Origin of the sequence: Bacillus infantis (genome assembly GCF_008180445.1) — a bacterium.
GTDB classification, from domain to species: Bacteria; Bacillota; Bacilli; order Bacillales; family Cytobacillaceae; genus Bacillus_AB; species Bacillus_AB infantis_B.
Genome location: NZ_VTER01000004.1, coordinates 27,782 through 45,786, shown reverse-complemented (window position 1 = coordinate 45,786; position 18,005 = coordinate 27,782). Strand labels below are relative to the sequence as shown.

At 44.7% G+C, this 18,005-nt stretch carries 22 protein-coding genes; 16 read left to right on the top strand and 6 right to left on the bottom strand.

The window, feature by feature from the left end:
- Nucleotides 1-22 precede the first annotated feature (22 nt).
- Nucleotides 23-1,438: a lysine 2,3-aminomutase gene (gene kamA, locus FZD51_RS08025; RefSeq protein WP_148974312.1), complete on the top strand. Its 1,416-nt coding sequence runs from the start codon at nt 23-25 to the stop codon at nt 1,436-1,438.
- Nucleotides 1,435-1,710 carry a YokU family protein gene (locus FZD51_RS08020; protein WP_148974311.1) on the top strand — a complete coding sequence of 92 codons (276 nt, stop codon included), beginning with the start codon at nt 1,435-1,437 and terminating at the stop codon, nt 1,708-1,710. Before kamA ends, FZD51_RS08020 begins: the two co-directional genes overlap by 4 nt.
- Nucleotides 1,711-1,817: 107 nt before the next feature.
- On the opposite strand, the gene FZD51_RS08015 is transcribed toward FZD51_RS08020, so the two are convergent.
- Nucleotides 1,818-2,723, bottom strand: a complete 906-nt coding sequence (locus tag FZD51_RS08015) for a Ppx/GppA phosphatase family protein (RefSeq protein WP_262380804.1) — start codon at nt 2,721-2,723, stop codon at nt 1,818-1,820.
- A 290-nt stretch (nt 2,724-3,013) separates the two neighbouring features.
- On the opposite strand from FZD51_RS08015, the gene FZD51_RS08010 reads away from it, so the two are divergent.
- From FZD51_RS08010 to FZD51_RS07995, 4 genes are all read left to right on the top strand, one after another.
- On the top strand, nt 3,014-5,242 hold the full coding sequence (locus FZD51_RS08010; protein ID WP_276528727.1) for an RNA degradosome polyphosphate kinase: 2,229 nt from the start codon (nt 3,014-3,016) through the stop codon (nt 5,240-5,242).
- 96 nt (nt 5,243-5,338) lie between these two features.
- Entirely contained in the window at nt 5,339-5,530 is a 192-nt protein-coding gene (locus tag FZD51_RS08005) for a hypothetical protein (RefSeq protein WP_148974309.1), read from the top strand.
- A 181-nt stretch (nt 5,531-5,711) separates the two neighbouring features.
- Nucleotides 5,712-5,939, top strand: coding sequence for a YozE family protein (locus tag FZD51_RS08000; RefSeq protein ID WP_022544087.1), 228 nt, complete (start codon nt 5,712-5,714; stop codon nt 5,937-5,939).
- Between the two features lie 168 nt (nt 5,940-6,107).
- Nucleotides 6,108-6,803, top strand: a complete 696-nt coding sequence (locus FZD51_RS07995; RefSeq protein WP_022544086.1) for a hypothetical protein — start codon at nt 6,108-6,110, stop codon at nt 6,801-6,803.
- Between the two features lie 2 nt (nt 6,804-6,805).
- On the opposite strand, the gene FZD51_RS26085 is transcribed toward FZD51_RS07995, so the two are convergent.
- A complete protein-coding gene (locus FZD51_RS26085; RefSeq protein WP_187445680.1) occupies nt 6,806-6,970 on the bottom strand; it encodes a hypothetical protein in 165 nt (54 codons plus the stop codon).
- Between the two features lie 144 nt (nt 6,971-7,114).
- Here FZD51_RS26085 and FZD51_RS07990 point away from each other — a divergent pair, with 144 nt between their 5' ends.
- Nucleotides 7,115-7,285, top strand: a complete 171-nt coding sequence (locus FZD51_RS07990; protein WP_009795467.1) for a YozD family protein — start codon at nt 7,115-7,117, stop codon at nt 7,283-7,285.
- A gap of 76 nt (nt 7,286-7,361) precedes the next feature.
- Here the strand turns inward: FZD51_RS07990 and FZD51_RS07985 are convergent, their stop codons facing one another.
- Nucleotides 7,362-8,495 (bottom strand): DUF2515 domain-containing protein, encoded by a 1,134-nt coding sequence (locus FZD51_RS07985; protein WP_187445679.1) that lies wholly within the window; start codon nt 8,493-8,495, stop codon nt 7,362-7,364.
- A 154-nt stretch (nt 8,496-8,649) separates the two neighbouring features.
- Here FZD51_RS07985 and FZD51_RS07980 point away from each other — a divergent pair, with 154 nt between their 5' ends.
- Nucleotides 8,650-9,420 carry a sporulation protein gene (locus FZD51_RS07980; RefSeq protein WP_148974307.1) on the top strand — a complete coding sequence of 257 codons (771 nt, stop codon included), beginning with the start codon at nt 8,650-8,652 and terminating at the stop codon, nt 9,418-9,420.
- Between the two features lie 253 nt (nt 9,421-9,673).
- On the opposite strand, the gene FZD51_RS07975 is transcribed toward FZD51_RS07980, so the two are convergent.
- On the bottom strand, nt 9,674-10,672 hold the full coding sequence (locus tag FZD51_RS07975; RefSeq protein ID WP_187445678.1) for a glycerophosphodiester phosphodiesterase: 999 nt from the start codon (nt 10,670-10,672) through the stop codon (nt 9,674-9,676).
- Between the two features lie 219 nt (nt 10,673-10,891).
- On the opposite strand from FZD51_RS07975, the gene FZD51_RS07970 reads away from it, so the two are divergent.
- A complete protein-coding gene (locus FZD51_RS07970; protein WP_009795472.1) occupies nt 10,892-11,206 on the top strand; it encodes a YodL domain-containing protein in 315 nt (104 codons plus the stop codon).
- A 47-nt stretch (nt 11,207-11,253) separates the two neighbouring features.
- Here FZD51_RS07970 and FZD51_RS26560 read toward each other — a convergent pair whose 3' ends face one another.
- Both FZD51_RS26560 and FZD51_RS26555 read right to left on the bottom strand, forming a co-directional pair.
- Nucleotides 11,254-11,379, bottom strand: coding sequence for a hypothetical protein (locus FZD51_RS26560; protein ID WP_009795473.1), 126 nt, complete (start codon nt 11,377-11,379; stop codon nt 11,254-11,256).
- A gap of 31 nt (nt 11,380-11,410) precedes the next feature.
- Nucleotides 11,411-11,539 (bottom strand): hypothetical protein, encoded by a 129-nt coding sequence (locus tag FZD51_RS26555; protein ID WP_009795474.1) that lies wholly within the window; start codon nt 11,537-11,539, stop codon nt 11,411-11,413.
- A 157-nt stretch (nt 11,540-11,696) separates the two neighbouring features.
- Between FZD51_RS26555 and deoD the strand changes: the two genes are divergently transcribed.
- The 7 genes from deoD (at nt 11,697) to FZD51_RS07935 (ending at nt 17,917) form a co-directional block, all read left to right on the top strand.
- A complete protein-coding gene (gene deoD / locus FZD51_RS07965; RefSeq protein ID WP_009795475.1) occupies nt 11,697-12,398 on the top strand; it encodes a purine-nucleoside phosphorylase in 702 nt (233 codons plus the stop codon).
- A 146-nt stretch (nt 12,399-12,544) separates the two neighbouring features.
- Entirely contained in the window at nt 12,545-13,399 is an 855-nt protein-coding gene (locus tag FZD51_RS07960; RefSeq protein WP_148974305.1) for a M15 family metallopeptidase, read from the top strand.
- 76 nt (nt 13,400-13,475) lie between these two features.
- The gene (locus FZD51_RS07955) at nt 13,476-13,682 is read left to right on the top strand and encodes a heavy-metal-associated domain-containing protein (protein ID WP_262380803.1); all 207 of its coding nucleotides are present in this window, start codon (nt 13,476-13,478) and stop codon (nt 13,680-13,682) included.
- Nucleotides 13,683-13,930: 248 nt separating this feature from the next.
- Nucleotides 13,931-15,334: a lmo1851 family serine protease gene (locus FZD51_RS07950; protein WP_222928615.1), complete on the top strand. Its 1,404-nt coding sequence runs from the start codon at nt 13,931-13,933 to the stop codon at nt 15,332-15,334.
- Nucleotides 15,335-15,481: 147 nt separating this feature from the next.
- On the top strand, nt 15,482-16,384 hold the full coding sequence (locus FZD51_RS07945) for an LCP family protein (RefSeq protein WP_148974303.1): 903 nt from the start codon (nt 15,482-15,484) through the stop codon (nt 16,382-16,384).
- A 163-nt stretch (nt 16,385-16,547) separates the two neighbouring features.
- On the top strand, nt 16,548-17,459 hold the full coding sequence (locus FZD51_RS07940) for a CobW family GTP-binding protein (protein ID WP_148974302.1): 912 nt from the start codon (nt 16,548-16,550) through the stop codon (nt 17,457-17,459).
- Between the two features lie 56 nt (nt 17,460-17,515).
- Nucleotides 17,516-17,917, top strand: a complete 402-nt coding sequence (locus FZD51_RS07935) for a MarR family winged helix-turn-helix transcriptional regulator (protein ID WP_148974301.1) — start codon at nt 17,516-17,518, stop codon at nt 17,915-17,917.
- Nucleotides 17,918-18,005: the final 88 nt, after the last annotated feature.

The window sequence follows — 18,005 nt, the reverse complement described above, 5'->3', positions numbered from 1 at the left end:
CATTAGCTGGGAGGAATTGAAAATGAAGCTGGACTTATATAAAGCAGACCGCCATTGGAAGGATATAGAGCTTTGGAAGGATGTAACAGAAGAGCAATGGAATGACTGGCTATGGCAGCTGACCAACACGATAAGAAACCTGGAGGATTTGAAAAAAGTCATCAATCTGACGCCCGAGGAAGAAGAGGGCGTAAAGATTTCAACTAAAACAATCCCATTGAATATTACACCTTATTATGCTTCCCTGATGAATCCGGATGATCCCCGCTGTCCTGTCAGGATGCAGTCTGTCCCGATTTCTCAGGAAATCCACAAAACAAAATATGACCTGGAAGACCCCCTCCATGAAGATGAAGATTCACCTGTACCCGGATTGACGCACCGCTATCCTGACCGGGTGCTGTTCCTTGTCACCAATCAATGCTCCATGTACTGCCGCTATTGTACAAGGCGAAGGTTCTCCGGACAGATCGGCATGGGTGTCCCTAAAAAGCAGCTGGACGATGCGATAGCGTATATCAGGAACACACCTGAAGTCCGCGATGTGCTCATATCAGGAGGAGATGGACTGTTAATCAATGATAAAATCCTTGAATATATATTGAAAAACCTGAGGGAAATCGATCATGTGGAAATCATCAGGATCGGCACCAGGGCTCCGGTCGTTTTTCCCCAAAGAATAACAGAGAATCTGTGCAATATTTTAAAGAAATACCATCCGATCTGGCTGAACACCCACTTCAATACGAGCATTGAAATTACCGAAGAAGCTAAAAAGGCATGCGAAATGCTCGCCGATGCGGGAGTGCCTGTCGGCAACCAGGCAGTCATTCTGGCGGGCATCAATGACAGTGTCCCGATCATGAAAAAACTGATGCATGACCTTGTTAAGATCAGGGTGCGCCCTTACTATATCTATCAGTGCGATTTATCAGAAGGCATCGGCCATTTCAGGGCGCCTGTTTCAAAAGGACTGGAGATTATAGAAGGACTGAGGGGGCATACATCCGGCTATGCTGTGCCTACTTTTGTGGTCGATGCACCTGGCGGCGGCGGGAAGATTGCGCTGCAGCCGAATTATTTGATCTCCCAGAGCGCTGAAAAGACAGTGCTCCGCAATTTTGAGGGAGTCATAACCTCTTATCCAGAGCCGGAGAATTATGTCCCGGGCAGGGCAGAGGACTATTTCAAAAGGATTTATCCTGATATGGACCAGAAGAAAAGCAATACAGGAATATCCGCACTCATGAATGATTCACAGTTCAATCTTGTTCCTGAAGGCCTGCGGAGGCTGGACCGCAGGGAAGAGTATCAGCAGGATCCGGGGCACCATTCCCTCAAGGATAAACGGGAAAAGCGCGATGAATTAAAAGATAAGAAATTTGAAGCGCAGATGAAGAAGTGGGGACAGCAGGAGAAGGGAGAGGAACAATCATGAATTGTGATTGGTGCTCATCTGATGAAACGGCGAGGCAGACAACTTCGGTCTTCTGGGAACTGCCGGATGGAACAAAAGGGATTGAGATAAGAGAAACACCCTGCATTGTCTGCAGCGGGTGCGGAATGATATATCACGAAGAAAAGATCATAGAGGAAATCGAAGACCAGCTCTTTTTAATAGATACTAAAAAGCTTGAAAAATCGCTCACTTTTGAAGAGTTGATGGCTAAACCGAGGTTTCTTAAAAGAAATTACTTCAAATTTGATTAAGAACAGTGGAAAAGGCCCGGGATGACCGGGCCTTTTGGACTTTAGAATTCCTTTTGTTAAAGCAGCAGCGCGGTAGCCTCTGCTGTTATTGAAATGCCTGCAGCTGTTTATTGCTTATCTTCAAGCATTTTGTACATGATCCCATCCCTGACCGTTTTATCGCAATAAACGAAATGGGGAGACCGGGCAGTCTCCATCAATTGGCATACAATCCCAATGGCAGGGAGAATGATATCCCTTCTTTTTTTGGACAAACCCTTTATTTTTGAACGCTCATCTACATTCAAGGAGGAAAGCTCAGAGAATATGCTGCTGATTTCATGGAGCTTCAATTCATCACCTCCAAATTTAGCGTTATGTATTCTGGACAGGTTTTTTGCGCTTCCACCGATTCCGATAATGGGGAGGCCGGTGTTATTCAGCCAGGGAAGGGTCTGGATGCTGTCCGAAATATAGCGGCGCAATTGAGTTAATTGATCCTCAGTTACTCTTTTTTCCTTAGTATAAGCTTCATGCAGATTGACTGCACCAAACTGAAAACTGTGATAATGAACCATTTCCCTGTTTCTGAAAAGGGTAATTTCCGTGCTTCCGCCGCCGATATCTAGAGTAATCCCCTCAACCGCATTCATTGAATTAATCACACCAAGATAGCCATAGCAGGCTTCTTCATATCCGCTTATCACAGAAATGGCAATGTCCGTCCGGGCAGCGATTTCAGCCAGGATCTCCTCTTGATTAAGGGAATTTCGTATAACAGCAGTAGCATAGCCGGTGATGCGGCCTGTACCGAATTTTTCAGCGGTCTTTTGGAATTCCTTAAAGATGGTGATGATAAGCTGGATGCCTTCCTCTGTCAGAAAGCCCTGCTCATTTAAATGATTGATAAGCCGTGCTGCGACCTTGACCCGCTCTACTTCATGAAAAATCCGAAGATCCTCATTGACATTGTAAATGGCCATTTGAATGGAATTGGACCCTAAATCGATCAGGGCGATTGTCTGGTTGTTCAAAAAAAGGACACTCCTTTGATGACTTTTATACATTCAATTTTATATGAAAACAGAGAAGTCGAATGTAAAGCTATTGTAAATATACAGTACTGCAGTATTTTAAACAGCAAGAGGCAGAGCGTAGACTTTAAAACCAGCATATGTGAGACGAGCAGCCTATCAGGAGACATTCCTGTGAATGTGAAAGCACGATATATAATTTACAAAACTTAACACTATCACTCTAGTTATTTACATCCTTATTTGCTAATTTTATCCTTGTCGAAGATTGCAGAAGGGGATGTAGAACCATGTACATAAACCATGAAAAATCTGATATTTCTAATCTGGATAATCCTTCCTATTACAATAATCGCGAGCTGAGCTGGCTGGATTTTAATAATAGAGTCCTGGAAGAAGCAGAAGATAATCAAAATGCGTTATTGGAACGATATAAATTCCTTTCTATATTCAGCTCAAATCTGGATGAGTTTTTCATGGTCAGGGTAGCTGGGCTGCTGGATCAGGTAAAAGCCGGTTTCAATAAACCCGAAAACAAAGCTGGGCTGACCCCAAAAGAACAGCTGAGCGCCATTTCTGAAAAAACACATACCCTTGTTAAAAAGCAAGATGAAATATATTGCAATGAGCTTACTCCCCTTTTAACAAAAGAACAGATAGAAATATCCAGAATTAAAGATGTCTCATCAAAGGACTTGGCTTTTCTTGAAAACTTCTTTGAGGCATATGTTTATCCTGTTCTGACTCCCATGGCGATCGATGCATACCGCCCTTTCCCGATGCTGTTAAACAAATCATTGAATTTAGCTGTGATCATAGAAGAAAAATCGCCGGATAAAAAGAAGCATCTGAGCCTGGATGGAAATCTGGTCATCGTACAGGTCCCGTCTGTAATCGACCGCCTGGTTGAGCTTCCTCAGAAAGGGCAGGCCAGGAAGTTTGTGCTCTTGGAAGATGTTGTTATTTATTGCATCCACAAACTGTTTACGGGATATAAAGTTCGCTCTGCCACTCCATTCAGAATTACCAGAAATGCCGATCTTGCCATTCATGAGGATGAAGCGGAAGATCTGCTGCAGGAAATTGAAGAAGAGCTTAAGAAACGGAAAAGAGGTGCAGCGGTCCGGCTGGAATATCAGCAGGCTGAAAACAGCAGCCAGGTCATTGAATTTCTAAGGAAAGAGCTGGAGATACACGGGAAGGATATCTATCCAGTCGAAGCCCCCCTGGATCTGAATTTTCTTTTTTCATTTTGTAAAAAAATCCAGGCAAGCCATGAGCATTTGGCGGCGCAGTCCTTTATTCCCCAGCCCCCGCGGGATTTAGAGGGTGAGGGTGGAATATTTGAGAAAATACGGAAAAGGGATGCTCTGCTGCATCATCCTTATGAATCTTTTGAACCTGTTGTAGATTTCATGAGGGAAGCCGCAGAAGATAAAGATGTATTGGCAATTAAGCAGACTCTTTATCGTGTCAGCGGAGATTCACCGATCATTGAAAGTTTGAAGCGTGCGGCCGAAAATGGGAAGCAGGTGACGGTGCTTGTGGAGCTGAAGGCCCGATTTGACGAAGAAAATAATGTACAGTGGGCGAAGGAACTGGAACAGGCAGGCTGTCATGTAATTTATGGCATGACACTTCTGAAGACGCACAGCAAAATTACATTGGTAATCCGCCGGGAAAAAGGAAATATCCAGAGATATGTCCATTTGGGGACAGGAAACTATAATGATGCGACCGCAAGGATTTATACAGACATGGGGCTGCTTACTTGCAATCATGAGCTTGGAGAAGATGCTATTAACTTTTTCAATTATCTGAGCGGCTATATGGAGAGGCCTTCCTATCAGCAGTTATCTGTTTCACCTTTCGGCATCAGAGATACTTTCATCAGGCTCATTGATCAGGAAATAGAGTTTCACAGGATCTATCAGAATGGAAGAATCATAGCAAAAATGAATTCTCTGACTGACAAGAAAATCATTAAAAAATTGTATGAAGCCTCGATAGCCGGGGTTAAGATAGATCTTATCATCAGGGGTGTCTGCTGCTTAAGGCCCGGCATTGCAGGTGTCAGTGAAAACATCAAGGTCCTTAGCATTGTGGGTACATTCCTTGAACACACCAGAATCTTTTATTTCAATCATCAGGAAGCTAAAAGGGTTTACCTTTCTTCGGCAGACTGGATGACCCGTAATATGGAAAACCGGGTTGAGATTCTTTTTCCCATTCTGGAGGAGCGGCTTAAATCAAGGATTTATGGTGTACTTGAGCTTATGCTGAAAGATAACTGCAAAGCAAGGGAACAGGACCATGATGGCCGTTATCGCTATGTGGACCGTAAAAACGGCGAAAACCGTATAAACAGCCAGCAGCTGTTATGTGAAGAAGCTGTCCAGTTTAAGCTTTTGGCGAAGACTGCAGACAGCTATCCTCCTGCACATCGTCAACGACCGGCTTCACTTGCAGAATCTTACTTACTGAAGCTGAAGGAGTTTATTCCTTTGCTTAACAGATAGAAGGTTCACAATTCATACATGAATAAGGCAGTCGTTTCCCCCTCAGGGTCCTATAATAAAGATGCAAAAAACTTCAGCGGGGGGGAGGGGGTTTTTATGCGTTATGCTTTGCTGATTATGCTTGTGTCTTCCATGTCTGTCCTTTTCATTTGCGGTTATTTCACAGCAGTCATAAAAGCGAAGTACGGGAAAAGCTGGCTTCATGCCGTACCTGCCGCAGTGGCTGTCCTGATGTTCAATATCATTTTTGCACTGGTTGAAATGGCAAAGGCGGGCAGATGGGAGTGAAGCGCGGGGGTGTCTTACGGGTGCCAGGCCTTTTTGACTTCTGGGCAACATCTTTTCCAGTAAGCGGGTCTGTCTTTGTGGACGAACCGGCAGGCATCCTTTATAGTAGACGGTATAAATGCTGAAATTGCGTGCGGCTGTTCAGCCGGCGCTTATTATACCAGAGAAGAAAGGGAGTACCATGTCGAAATCCTTTTATCATTTCCTGATGAAATACCGCCATCCTGAGCCAAAGGACAGCATCAGCTCTTTTGCCAATTCCGCGTTTGAAGACCACAGCTTCCCAAAGACATCATTTGATTATGATGAACTCAGCAGCTATTTGGAAATGAATGGCCACTATCTGGACAGCATGGCCATCTTTGATGAAGCCTGGGAGCTTTATCTGGTGTCGGAAACAAAGAGATAAAAATTTGAATGGAGGAATCCATTCCTGCTGCAAGGGGCTGCTTGATAAGCGGCTCTTTTTCTTATTTTTGAACTTGCCGGCATATGGGCAAATATGGGACCGAATATCTTCTTCCTGCATATGATATCGTAATTAATACTCACGACGATCATTGAGAGGATGGAGGATATGGAAAAGAAGAAAAAGCCAAGATTTAATATCGGTGATACAGTCGTGATCACGATGTATGGAACAGTCGGCAAAATAACAGATGTTAAATGGCTGGACGGAATGCATGTATATGAAGTGAATAAAAGCGAGGGTCTGTTTATGGAATCCAGCCTCCAGATGCTTTCTGAGTATGAAGGAAATATAATGGAGAAAGAACATATAGATATTGAATATAAATTTTTGTTCGGCGATCTGGTGCAGGTGAAGGGCTATGGTTCAGACCTGTTTAAGGTGGTGGGGTTCCGGACCGAAATCTGGCGCTACAAAGAGGATGCCTGGGAAGATGTCATTTATGAACTTTCCAGGATCAATGACGGCGAATGGCTGGAGGCCGGGGAAGAAGAACTGACCCTGCTTGCGGATGCAGAAAGCGCCGACACTTTCATCCAGAAGCTTGGGCTCCTTTATCTAATCAACAAGCAGCAGAAGCCTGTCAATCTGAAGAAGCAGCAGGGCTCTGTGAAACAGATGGAAAAAGAGTTCCTGGAAAGCCGGAAAGAGAAAAAGCAGATGATTGATGGCCTGCTTGATATATACAATGATTACCGGATCCTCTTCCAGCTGTTTGGCGATGATGAATACAGGCATATCATGCAGGTGATCTTGCGGAAGCTGAAGCATCTGACTGGCGCCGACGGAAAAAAGCATGCCTAGCACTACAAGCCGGAAATGAGGTATAAATAGGCAAGATAGGGAAGCCCTCCTGCCAGAAGGATCAGGAACATAGATGAGAGTATTTTTTCAAAGAGATATACAATCATGCTGTTTTCCTGGTTAACATCTTCTTTTACATCATCCACAAACGTTCTGAGCTTATTCATGGTATCCGCCCCCCGACTTTCTGATATAACATTGTATGGCTTGTCCCGGGGGGATATGCTCACAGATGATAGATTAAAAGTTTTTCTCATATTGTGCATGAAAGTAGGAAAAGCATCATACATTCTGAAAAAGGGGGCGTTGCTGTGAGAGAAATCGAAGTTTTTATAGATACGGAGGAAATAGCAGAGTTTTTCTTTCATGAGCTTGTTAAAAGGGGATACGTTCCTGAGGAGATGGAGCTTGAGGATCTGGCGGATATAACCTTCGAATATTTGCTGGATAAGTGCATCATTGATGAGGAAATTGAAGAATAATAGATGACAAGCAGAGTGGAAGCTGGCGCCGGATAGAGCGCCAGTTTTCTTTATATTGAAGCGATATACAGGGGTGTTAAGGGATTATTTGATGGGCAATCGAGTCTGCAGCAGAAAGTAAGACATGCTGCTTTAGAAGCTTCCGCGTTAAATCATAGTCCTTTGTTTCCGGCAAGGCATCCAAATGATAGAGGCAGCTTTCCTGCTCTTTTATAAACCAGTCTGTTTTCCTGGTGAAATAATGCTTCCTGTCCTTCCATGCCTGATCCAGGGCAGGACTGTATAGCATTCCGGATTCTTTACCGGCAGAATATCTGCTGCTCCAATAGTCGGACCGTGAAGCAGTATGGGGCGTTCCCAGGGCGAATTCTTTTATTTTTCTTTGGTGTTTTTTATGGAAAAGGATCTGGTATAGAGATTTGCCTGTGGTTATACGGGCATCTGCAGATTTGAAATCCATTACAGAGACCCCGAGCAATACAGAGGTATTTGCCTTCTTCAGCGGGAATACAACTGTTGTAAAACCAAGTTTTTCCTGAAGAAGGAAAGGCAGATCATCCAGTATGCTGGAATCTGATGCCCCGATCACCCTGTCTTCAAGCATTTTTTGTTCGTTCACGATCATGGCTGCTGTAATCACAGCAGAAGAGCCGTGCTCATAAAAATGATTCCAAAAAGGCTTCATCCAGCCTGATACATGAAACTTAGGGAGCAGGTGAAACAGAGGGATCCCCAATCTCCTGCTGTATTCTAAAAGCAGCAGCTGCGGGTACGCATCCTGGAAGATATAAGCATTGCAGCGCTCAAGAAAAAGGAAGTAACGCTCCTGGTCTTCTTCCGTGAGAAAACCGTCCAGATAAGAGCTCTTTATGTCCGTCATATAATAGCCGCCGTTCCTTGATACCATATGGGCCAGGAATGCCCAGTGGAGATCGGGGTTTCGCCTGTAATATAAAAGGTAAGCTTTTGTTCTCGTAATATTATTGCGGTTATATTTTTCCGTTTCTTTAGAAATAGCCGCTGCGACCTTCTTTTCTTTTTCTGTCAAAATATAAATCGGCGTATCCGTTTTGGCCTGGCTGATTAGTGCCTGTTCGAAGCTGGCCATCTCCCGCCCGCTAAGCAAAGTTTTCTCAGGAATGGCAGGCCCGCTGCGGCGATTCAAAATATTTCTCAGCCATGCAGGATAAAATTCAGCAAATATTTTCATTTTGCCTCCCCGGATATGAAACTTTATCATCAGCCATACGTATTAAAAAATCATCAGGCTGAAATAAACGCATATCGTTATATTAAATGTATGAAAGTACTTTCGGCTTCATGTATGCTGCTTCAGCAGTCTAATTGAAATAGGGGGAAATGAGATGTCATTCTTTAACAAAGTGCTGGCAAGTGTGGGTGTAGGTTCTGCTTCTGTTGATACGAAATTGGAGCGGGACTCCTTTTATCCGGGTGAAATGGCCAGGGGTGTCATTGAAATCAAGGGAGGGAAGACAGAGCAGAAAATCGACCAGATTTACCTGGCTCTGAATACAACTTATATTAGAGAGTCAGATGATAAGAAATATACCACTGCAGGTGTGATCGATAAATACAGGATTGCTGAGACACTGGTGATCCAGCCGAATGAAACGCGGGAAATTCCTTTCTCTATTCAAATCCCTGAGGATTCACCTCTGACATTGGGAAGAACGAAAGTATGGATTTCAACTGGCCTGGATATCAAAAATGCGGTAGATCCCGGCGACAAAGATTATATATCCATTAAGCCGAACAGGCTCATGGACGGTGTATTCCAGGCAGTTTCCGATCTTGGCTTCAGGCTCCGGGAAGCAGAATGTGAAGAAGCGCCACGCAGGCTGCGCGGCAGGCTTCCTTTCATACAGGAGTTTGAGTTCGTTCCGGTTTCAGGGACCTTCAGGGGCAAGCTTGATGAGCTTGAACTGGTATTCCGTCCTGCCGGCGGCGGCCAGATGGAGCTGATGCTGCAGGTTGACAGGAAAGCAAGGGGGCTCGGGGGTTTCCTTTCAGAAGCACTGGAAATGGATGAAACCAATGTGAGGCTGAGAGTTTCAGATTATGATCTCGCTGGCATCAGACAGCAATTGGAAAATACCATTTCACGATATTGCTGAAGAAGAGCTGAGAGGGATCAGAGCTGAAATCCCGTATTGAAGGAAATAATGAGTCACCAGAATTCTTGACGGCATACCGTTAAAGAAGACTGAAAAGGTATTAGAATCGAAAATAGTCCTTTTGTACAGCCAAAGTTTAGAAATCAACAGCCCCTTTAACATCAAAAAACGATGGCAAATAAAACAATATTCCTGCAGTATTTGACGATGGAAAACCATCGTCTTTTTTATGCAGTAAAACCTTCAGTTCTGCTTATGGATCCACAAAAGAAAAGAGCCGTTCTAAAGTGCTGCAGTATTGTAAGGAACTGTCTGGATAAAGGTCCGAGATGATGCCGTTGACCTTCAGGCGCTGCATGGCTGCAAATTGCTGTTCCTGCGTGACCGTCCACGAATTGACACTGTACCCAAATGATTTTGCCTGTGTGACAAAGGATTTAGATAAGAATGCGTGGTGGACAGACAAGAAATCGGCGAAACTTCTGTATGAAGCAAGCTGGAACATATCGAGCGGCTTGCTGACCAGGATTCCTGCCTTAACTTGGGGGGAAAGGGTGCTGAATGTCCGGATATCAGCAATATTGAAAGACTGCACCATTAAGAGATCCGGATCGACGCCTTCCTCGAGTGTTTGGTTCAGCAAGACAGCAATCTCTTTTGCCAGGTTTGCTTCACTTCCTGCCCCCTTCATTTCGATAAGAAGACCGATCTTCCCTCCGAAACGCTTTACCACTTCTTTCAGAAGAGGGATTTTTTCACCTTTATACTGATCGCTGAACCAGGAACCTGCGTCAAGCTCCTTGAGCTGGCTGGCAGACAGCTCTGTTACGAGTCCGTCTCCCCCTGTTGTCCTGCCGACATCTCCATCATGGATGACCACTGGCTGATGGTCGCTGCTAAGCCATACATCCAGCTCAATAAAATCAAAACCAAGTTCATAGGCTTTTTCAAAGGCAGCCATCGTATTCTCGGGAGCAATTTGGACAGCGCCCCGGTGGGCAATTGACTGAAAAGGGGCAAGCGGCTGGAATGCAAAGCTCAGGAAGGAGACAAGGATGCCGAGAAGCAGGGATCCTGCAAAAGTGTTTTTTTTACGAAAAGGAAAGAGGCATGACTCTTTGCGGTAAAGCCGTTCAAAGGCGCTTGATTCTGGCAGATGAATGAAAAAAATGAATAAAAAGATCCTGAATCGGGAGAAGCAGAAGCAGATTCTTCCTGGAAGGGCAGTTTTCATTGCAATTTGGCCCCTCATATAATTCCCCCTTCTGTAAAATGGGTTTATATATAATATGCGGAAGCAAGCTTGTCCGGAAATGATATACGACAGAATTTTCTGAAAAACGATAAAAAAAGAAAATGTTCTTTGAAGGAATCGACAGGACGAAAATATAATAACTGAAGTAGAAAATATAGAGCTGCTGGCTGAAAAGGATGGATCTGGCATAGGGGACCAATAAAGGAGGCTTGCTTCATGCTGAAGGAATTAACGTTGCCAATGTTAAAGCAGAAGGATTATGATGTGACGATCTTCCAGACACCGGAGTTCCGGCAAAAGAAAGGGTATAAGCAGGTGTACAGGCTGCCTATTAAGGGTGCGTCACATGAGGAGTGTCTTGATCATGCTTTCAGGAGTTTCAATGTTCCCGATCGCATGCCGGCTGACTTCAGCGGACGATTTCTGTCAACAGGGGATATTGTCTTCATTGATGAGGGGAGAAGGGGGCAGTTCTACTACCAGCTCAAACCCGGCGGCTGGGCGCAGGTGAACCGGGTGCATATCAGATAGATAAAAGGAAGAGCAGCAGGAAGAAAGTCCCCTGCTGCTTTTGCTTTTTATTTTTTTCGTCTCTCGGCAGAATTCTCTTTGCCATGGGCCTCATGTTCAGCCACGATAGCTTCAGGCGGGATATGATTGTTTTTCTTTGGCGAATTGATGCGGCTGCGGTGTTTTTTTCCCACTGGCGCTTCTCCTCCTCTGATATCACATGGACTATTGTTTATGCTTCCTCCGGACTGTTTTGGAGGTATGCGGTTCAGTATTCGAACGTGAAGATGGATTGGTTTCATTCGCGTGCTGGACAGCCTGTCTCAGCTTTTTGCTCATTGGTTCTTGCGGCATGTTTATCCCTCCTTAGGAAAGACTAATATTAGGTTGCCCGGGGCAGAAAAAAACATGCTGGCATCACTTGGTTTTCCAGCATCAGCGGAAATATGGTATAGTGTGATGTGAAAGCAGTTGCAAACTATGCTTCAGAAAAACATTGGAGGTACAAAACATGAGTGTACATATCGGTGCAGAAGAAAATCAGATTGCAGAGACGGTTCTGCTGCCAGGAGACCCTTTGCGTGCAAAATATATAGCGGAAACATTCCTTGAAGATGCTGAATGCTACAATGAAGTCCGGAACATGTTTGGATATACCGGAACCTATAAAGGAAAAAGGATTTCTGTCCAGGGGACCGGAATGGGAGTTCCTTCCATATCCATTTATATTAACGAACTGATGAACAGCTATAATGTCCAAAACCTGATCAGGGTAGGTACATGCGGCGCCATCCAGAAGGATGTAAAAGTAAGGGATGTTATCCTGGCTATGAGCGCTTCAACTGATTCACAGATGAACCGCCTTACCTTTGGAGGCGTGGATTATGCTCCGACCGCTGATTTTGACCTTTTAAAAAGAGCCTATGATGCCGGTGAGAAAAAAGGCCTGAACCTTAAGGTTGGCAATGTTTTCACAGCGGATATGTTCTATAACGACAATTCAGAGCTGGAAAAGTGGGCAAAATATCAAATCCTCGCAATAGAGATGGAGACAGCTGCCCTCTATACCCTTGCAGCTAAATTTGACAGAAAGGCATTGTCAGTCCTTACAGTCAGTGATCATATCCTCACTGGTGAAGAAACTACTTCACAGGAAAGACAGACAACTTTCAACGAAATGATCGAGGTTGCTCTGGAAGCTGCGATTAAGTAATGTTAAGTACGATGCCCCATGCCGGGCATCTTCTTTTTTTTGCTGATATCGATACGATCTATGCTTTCGGATGCAGTGCAAAAAGTGTTAAGATAAACATATTGTGAAATACTAACATTGGTACAACAATAGGACAGGTGAAACAAATGAAGAAAATAGTGATCATTGCAGCAGCTGTTTTTATCCTCGGGGGATGCAGCAGAATGGAGCCTTTTGTCAGCAAGATTCCCTTTTGGCCTGAAGGCGGACAGGCTGCGGACAGCCCTTCTGATAAAAACAAAGAAACCAGTGAGGCAGCACCGTCCACGGATGATGGACAGGCTGCAGCTGAGAGGGAAGAAGAGTCTGTACCGGACGGCCCTGTTCTGGAAGCAGCCTTTTTCAATCAGATAACCGAAACAGAAGGCAAAAAAGTGATTCAAAACCCTGCCAATATCATGGCGCTTGTAAATAAAGAGTTCATGCTGCCCGGCAGCTATATTCCGGAAGATCTTGTCCGGCCAAATGTTCCATTTTCTTTCGGGGAACAGGATATTGAGAAGAGCTATATCCGGAAGGATGCTGCAGCTCATATGGAAAAGATGTTTGCTGCAGCAAAGCAATCCGGGATTGAATTGTTTGCCGTTTCCGGCTACCGTTCATATGAAAGGCAGGCAGTGATATTGGATGCTGAAATCCAGCGGGCCGGGGAAGAAAAGGCGGTCCAGGCGGTAGCCATGCCCGGCAGCAGCGAACACCAATCCGGCCTGGCGATGGATATCTCCAGCAGAAGCGCAAAATTGGAGCTCTCTGAAGCATTCGGCAGCACTGCAGAAGGAAAATGGCTTGCTGAAAACGCCCATAAATTCGGCTTTATCCTGCGTTATCCGAAAGGAAAGGAAAATATTACAGGCTATCAGTATGAGCCTTGGCATTTCCGCTATGTCGGTCCGGCAGCGGAGGAGATTTATGAGAAAAACCTCACTCTTGAAGAGTATTTCAGCATTGTTAAGAAAATATGATCATCACTCCCTGTTTTTACTTGCCCTGATTGGGGAATAGAATGACTGCAGAACTGACAGAGGGAGGAAGAAAATAATGAATAGAACAACGATGACTGTACCTGAAATAACTTGCGATCATTGTGAAGAATCCATAAAGAACGCCCTCCTTTCACTTGACGGAGTTGCCGGGGTGTCCATAGCACTTCAGGGGAAAACAGTAGAGGTCGACTATAATCCTGAGCAGACTTCAGAATCTTCAATCAAGGAAGCAATTGAAAATGAAGGGTATGGAATTGCCTGATTGGTTTTTGGGGATGGCATGGAAGCAGGCCATCCCCTTTTAATTGGCCTGTTCAAAAAAGCCATCTTTTATTCATAATTTTTTCCGTTTTTGTACATATTTCTTTGTTAATTTACTTTATAAAATGTTATTCTAATTTTTAAGGGTCTAAGGACTTCCTTATGGAGACGAAAGTGGTGAACAGCTTGGATAATAATCATTTAGACCAGGAAAATCCAGACAAGCAGCCTGATTCCGGATATATCCGGATGAAGAAGTTTCACTTTGTCATGCTGCTGTTTTTTATAGTATTCCTGGCAGCGGGGATTACAACCTTCGCGCTGGCATTCGGGGATGAAAAAGCTGTCAGCATCGGCAATGAACGAAACGAATTTGATAAGCTGTATTCTGCTTATGATACATTGAAAGGCAGCTACTACAAAGATGTGGAGCAGAATACGCTCATAAACGGGGCTATAAACGGGATGGTTGAGTCCCTGGAAGATCCCTATTCGGATTATATGAATGAAGAAGAAGCAGCAAGCTTCCATCAGAGCATCTCTTCTTCATTTGAAGGCATAGGTGCAGAGATTCAGGAGCAAAACGGACAGATCATCATTGTTTCTCCGCTTAAAGGCTCCCCGGCAGAAAAGGCAGGCTTGAAGCCGAATGACAAAGTCCTTTCTGTGGATGGAAAGAGCCTTCAGGGCAAGAGCTCTACAGAAGCAGTAACACTGATACGCGGCAAAAAAGGTACCAAGGTGGAGCTTGAAATACAGCGAGCAGGTGCTGATGAAGCTACAAAAATAAGCATCACCAGGGATACAATCCCGCTTGAGACTGTTTATGGCGAAATGATGGAGGACGGAATTGCAAAAGTCCAGATCACCACTTTTTCAGAAAACACCTCGAAAGAACTCATTGATGTGTTGAACGATCTGCAAAAGCAGGGAATGAAAGGCCTTGTCCTCGATTTAAGGCAGAATCCGGGCGGATTGCTGAACCAGGCGATCAGTATTTCAAGCCTGTTTGTGCCGGAAGGGGAAATATTATTCCAGATCGAAGACAGGGAAGGCAATCGCGAAGTGGTAAAATCCAATTCTGAAGGCAGCCCTGACATCCCGCTTGTGGTGGTAATCGACAAAGGCAGTGCAAGTGCTTCGGAAATACTGGCAGCGGCTGTGCACGAATCTGCAGGTGTCCCGCTTGTTGGTGAGAAGTCATTCGGGAAAGGCACAGTACAGCGTGCAGAAGATTTCACAGATGGATCCAATATGAAGTTCACAACAGAGAAATGGCTGACACCGGAAGCAAACTGGATTCACGAAAAAGGAATAGAGCCTGATTATAAAGCAGAGCTTCCTTCTTATGCATCTCTTCCGTTCATCAATCCTGACAGCGAACTGAAGGTATCTTCTTCTTCCGCTGAAGTGAAGGCGGCACAGGAAATGCTCAAGGCACTGGGCTTTGAACCGGGCAGGACAGACGGGTTCTTTGATGAAAAAACAGAGCAGGCAGTCATCCAGCTCCAAAAAGCCCATAAACTTGAGCAGACGGGTGTCATTACAGGTGATACCACCGTAAAGATGATGGATCTCTTAAGAGAAAAGCTACTTAAAAACGATACACAGATTCAAAAAGCAGTAGAAGTGCTTAAGAAAGAACTGCAGTAAATATTAAATGAAAAGGACTGGCCTGCTGGCCGGTCCTTTTCATGCTGCTCAAACGAGCCGGAATTTTACAAATATTAACCCGGAGGTATAGGGCTGCCCTCCGATGCCCGAAAATGAAAGTAAACGAATAATGGAGGCAGGCCAGTGATGAAAAAACTATTGCTTATCATATGCTTCACCACCCTATTGACGGCATGCTCTTTGCCTTTTGACAATGGAGCGGATGAGGCAGCCCCCGGCATACCGGGGACAAGCGGAAATGAAGATATATTATACGGACAAGGTGCAGCGGGCACTACATTCCTCCTGATAGGAATAGACAGCAGGGGAGAAGCACACTCAAGGTCTGATGCAATCTTAGCGGCAAGATATATGCCTAAAGAGAAGGAAATCAAGCTGATTTCTTTGATGAGGGACAGCTATGTGGAAATACCGGGCACCGGAAAACGCGCCAAACTTAATCATGCCTATTATAAAGGTGGAAAAGAATTGCTTAAAGAGACAGTTGAAGCGAATTTCGGGCTGAAAATCGACTATACTGCCATCATAGACTTTAAGGGCTTCATTGCTGCAGCAGATCTGATTGCTCCTGAAGGGCTGGAGCTTGAGGTTTCAAAGGAAATGGCAGAGGATATGAAGCTGGATATGCAGCCGGGTAAGCAAACTCTTCATGGAGAAGAACTTTTGTCATATGTCCGCTTCAGACATGACGGAGAGAGTGATTTCGGCCGGGTTGAGCGGCAGCAGGAGGTATTGGCTGCCCTCAAAAATAAGCTGACTGAAAGATTCAGCAGTATAGAGGGAGTCCTTGATTTCCCGGCGGTCGTCCTTGAGGCAGCCCAGTATGTAGAGACAGATATGGATGCCGATGAGGCAGTTCCATTGGCCGTATCCTATCTGCTCAATTCCGCTGAGAACGTTCAGACATTGAGGATTCCAGTCAGTGACAGCTTTGAAAATAAACTTGTCGAGGAAGCAGGAGCAGTGCTGGAAATTGATTTGGAAGAAAACAAACAGGCAATCCAGCAGTTTATTGGAGAAAAACAATAAAGCGGCAAGATAACAGCCGATCTATGCCCTTTATACATATCCGGCGGGGTAATCTTCAAGCTTAAATATGCCTTAACAGCTTTTTTGCTTTCAAACAGGGCAAAGTTTAGGTAACATATGATTGGAGCGTTAACCAATTTTGTCAGGAAGTGAACATGCTGAAATGGTAAATAAAACAGAAGTATATATATTATCGGGATTCCTCGGCAGCGGAAAGACCACTTTATTGAAAAGGCTGCTGCTGCAGGAAAAAAAGGATGGCCGGAAGACAGCTGTTATGATGAATGAGCTTGGAAAGGTATCCATTGATTCAGAAGCAGTTGACGGGGAGGTCCCGTTGAAGGAACTGCTTGGCGGATGCATCTGCTGCAGCATCCAGGATAAACTGGAATCCCAGCTGCAGTCGCTGCTTTTGGATGAAAAACCTGAAGTGATTTATATTGAAACGACCGGCGCTGCCCATCCTGTGGAAGTGCTTGATGCAGTGCTGTCGCCGCTGTTCGCAGATAAACTGCTGGTTAAAGGCATCATGACTGCGATTGACGGGATGAGATGGCTTGCCCGAAAGTCGCTGAGCCCGCAAGTTCAGCAGCTGCTCATAGAGCAGGTGCGGCATGCCGACCTGATCCTGGTGAATAAATCAGATGAAATGAGCAGTTCAGAACAAGCCTCTGCAGTCATGGATATACAGTCTACCAACCAGCATGCGGTGCCTATTCTCACCACCTACTCCAAGGTTTCCTCCGATGCGGTACGGGGGCTTAAGACGAATCGGAAGACTGGGGCTGAGAAAGCCTCCCTCAAGGATCTGAACCTTGGATCCTATGTCCACACCTTCAAGGGCCCAGTCAGCCAGGAAGCATTCGAATCTTTTTTGAGAGAGCTTCCTGATTCGGTCTTTAGAATAAAGGGATATATTAAGTTTTCGGCTGAGGGCTATCCTTTCCTGTTCCAATTTTCTTATGGAATGCCTTTATATATGAAGGAATATATGAATATGCCCCTAAACATGGTATTTATCGGCGAAAATATAGACTGGGAGCAGATCAGCCGGAAATTAAAGGATATGGAGTAAATGATATAATATCACTGAAAGATCATTTAGCCCATATAGGGAAAGGACGGTTTTCTTTGAAACAAGCAGCAGAACTGGAAAGAGCATTCCGGACTGTTTTTCGGACTTTAAGGCAGGAAGTGAATAAGCTGATGGGCGATGAAGTCACCAGCAATGAATTCACTGTGCTGAAACTAATAGCAGACGGACCCAAGATGGCTTCTGCCATTTCTAAAGAGCTGAATGTATCGGCAAGCCACATTACGAGTGTAACTGATTCTCTTGTCAGGAAAGGCTATATGACCAGAAGCCGTTCCGAAAACGACCGGAGAGTGGTTGAATTGGTGCTTACAGAAACCGGCCAGGAACTTGTTGAAAAACTGGAGGAAAAAAAATCAGCCTATTTGCAGGCAAAGTTCCGCTCTTTTACTGAAGAAGAGCTGGATCAGCTGGTAAAGCTGTTTCAAAAACTTATGTAAATGATTTATAAGAGCCCTGCGCGCCAGCAGGCTCGTTTTTTGTTTCATTTTATTCTGTCAGTATGGGACGCCGGTGCATAAAAGAAGG

What these genes read in the sequence shown, in the direction of transcription:
- kamA (WP_148974312.1), top strand. Translation starts at nt 23, where the DNA reads ATGAAGCTGGACTTATATAAAGCAGACCGCCATTGGAAGGATATAGAG.
- FZD51_RS08020 (WP_148974311.1), top strand. Translation starts at nt 1,435, where the DNA reads ATGAATTGTGATTGGTGCTCATCTGATGAAACGGCGAGGCAGACAACT.
- FZD51_RS08010 (WP_276528727.1), top strand. Translation starts at nt 3,014, where the DNA reads ATGTACATAAACCATGAAAAATCTGATATTTCTAATCTGGATAATCCT.
- FZD51_RS08005 (WP_148974309.1), top strand. Translation starts at nt 5,339, where the DNA reads ATGCGTTATGCTTTGCTGATTATGCTTGTGTCTTCCATGTCTGTCCTT.
- FZD51_RS08000 (WP_022544087.1), top strand. Translation starts at nt 5,712, where the DNA reads ATGTCGAAATCCTTTTATCATTTCCTGATGAAATACCGCCATCCTGAG.
- FZD51_RS07995 (WP_022544086.1), top strand. Translation starts at nt 6,108, where the DNA reads ATGGAAAAGAAGAAAAAGCCAAGATTTAATATCGGTGATACAGTCGTG.
- FZD51_RS26085 (WP_187445680.1), bottom strand. Translation starts at nt 6,970, where the DNA reads ATGAATAAGCTCAGAACGTTTGTGGATGATGTAAAAGAAGATGTTAAC.
- FZD51_RS07985 (WP_187445679.1), bottom strand. Translation starts at nt 8,495, where the DNA reads ATGAAAATATTTGCTGAATTTTATCCTGCATGGCTGAGAAATATTTTG.
- FZD51_RS07980 (WP_148974307.1), top strand. Translation starts at nt 8,650, where the DNA reads ATGTCATTCTTTAACAAAGTGCTGGCAAGTGTGGGTGTAGGTTCTGCT.
- FZD51_RS07975 (WP_187445678.1), bottom strand. Translation starts at nt 10,672, where the DNA reads ATGAGGGGCCAAATTGCAATGAAAACTGCCCTTCCAGGAAGAATCTGC.
- FZD51_RS07970 (WP_009795472.1), top strand. Translation starts at nt 10,892, where the DNA reads ATGCTGAAGGAATTAACGTTGCCAATGTTAAAGCAGAAGGATTATGAT.
- FZD51_RS26555 (WP_009795474.1), bottom strand. Translation starts at nt 11,539, where the DNA reads ATGCCGCAAGAACCAATGAGCAAAAAGCTGAGACAGGCTGTCCAGCAC.
- deoD (WP_009795475.1), top strand. Translation starts at nt 11,697, where the DNA reads ATGAGTGTACATATCGGTGCAGAAGAAAATCAGATTGCAGAGACGGTT.
- FZD51_RS07960 (WP_148974305.1), top strand. Translation starts at nt 12,545, where the DNA reads ATGAAGAAAATAGTGATCATTGCAGCAGCTGTTTTTATCCTCGGGGGA.
- FZD51_RS07955 (WP_262380803.1), top strand. Translation starts at nt 13,476, where the DNA reads ATGAATAGAACAACGATGACTGTACCTGAAATAACTTGCGATCATTGT.
- FZD51_RS07950 (WP_222928615.1), top strand. Translation starts at nt 13,931, where the DNA reads ATGAAGAAGTTTCACTTTGTCATGCTGCTGTTTTTTATAGTATTCCTG.
- FZD51_RS07945 (WP_148974303.1), top strand. Translation starts at nt 15,482, where the DNA reads ATGAAAAAACTATTGCTTATCATATGCTTCACCACCCTATTGACGGCA.
- FZD51_RS07940 (WP_148974302.1), top strand. Translation starts at nt 16,548, where the DNA reads ATGGTAAATAAAACAGAAGTATATATATTATCGGGATTCCTCGGCAGC.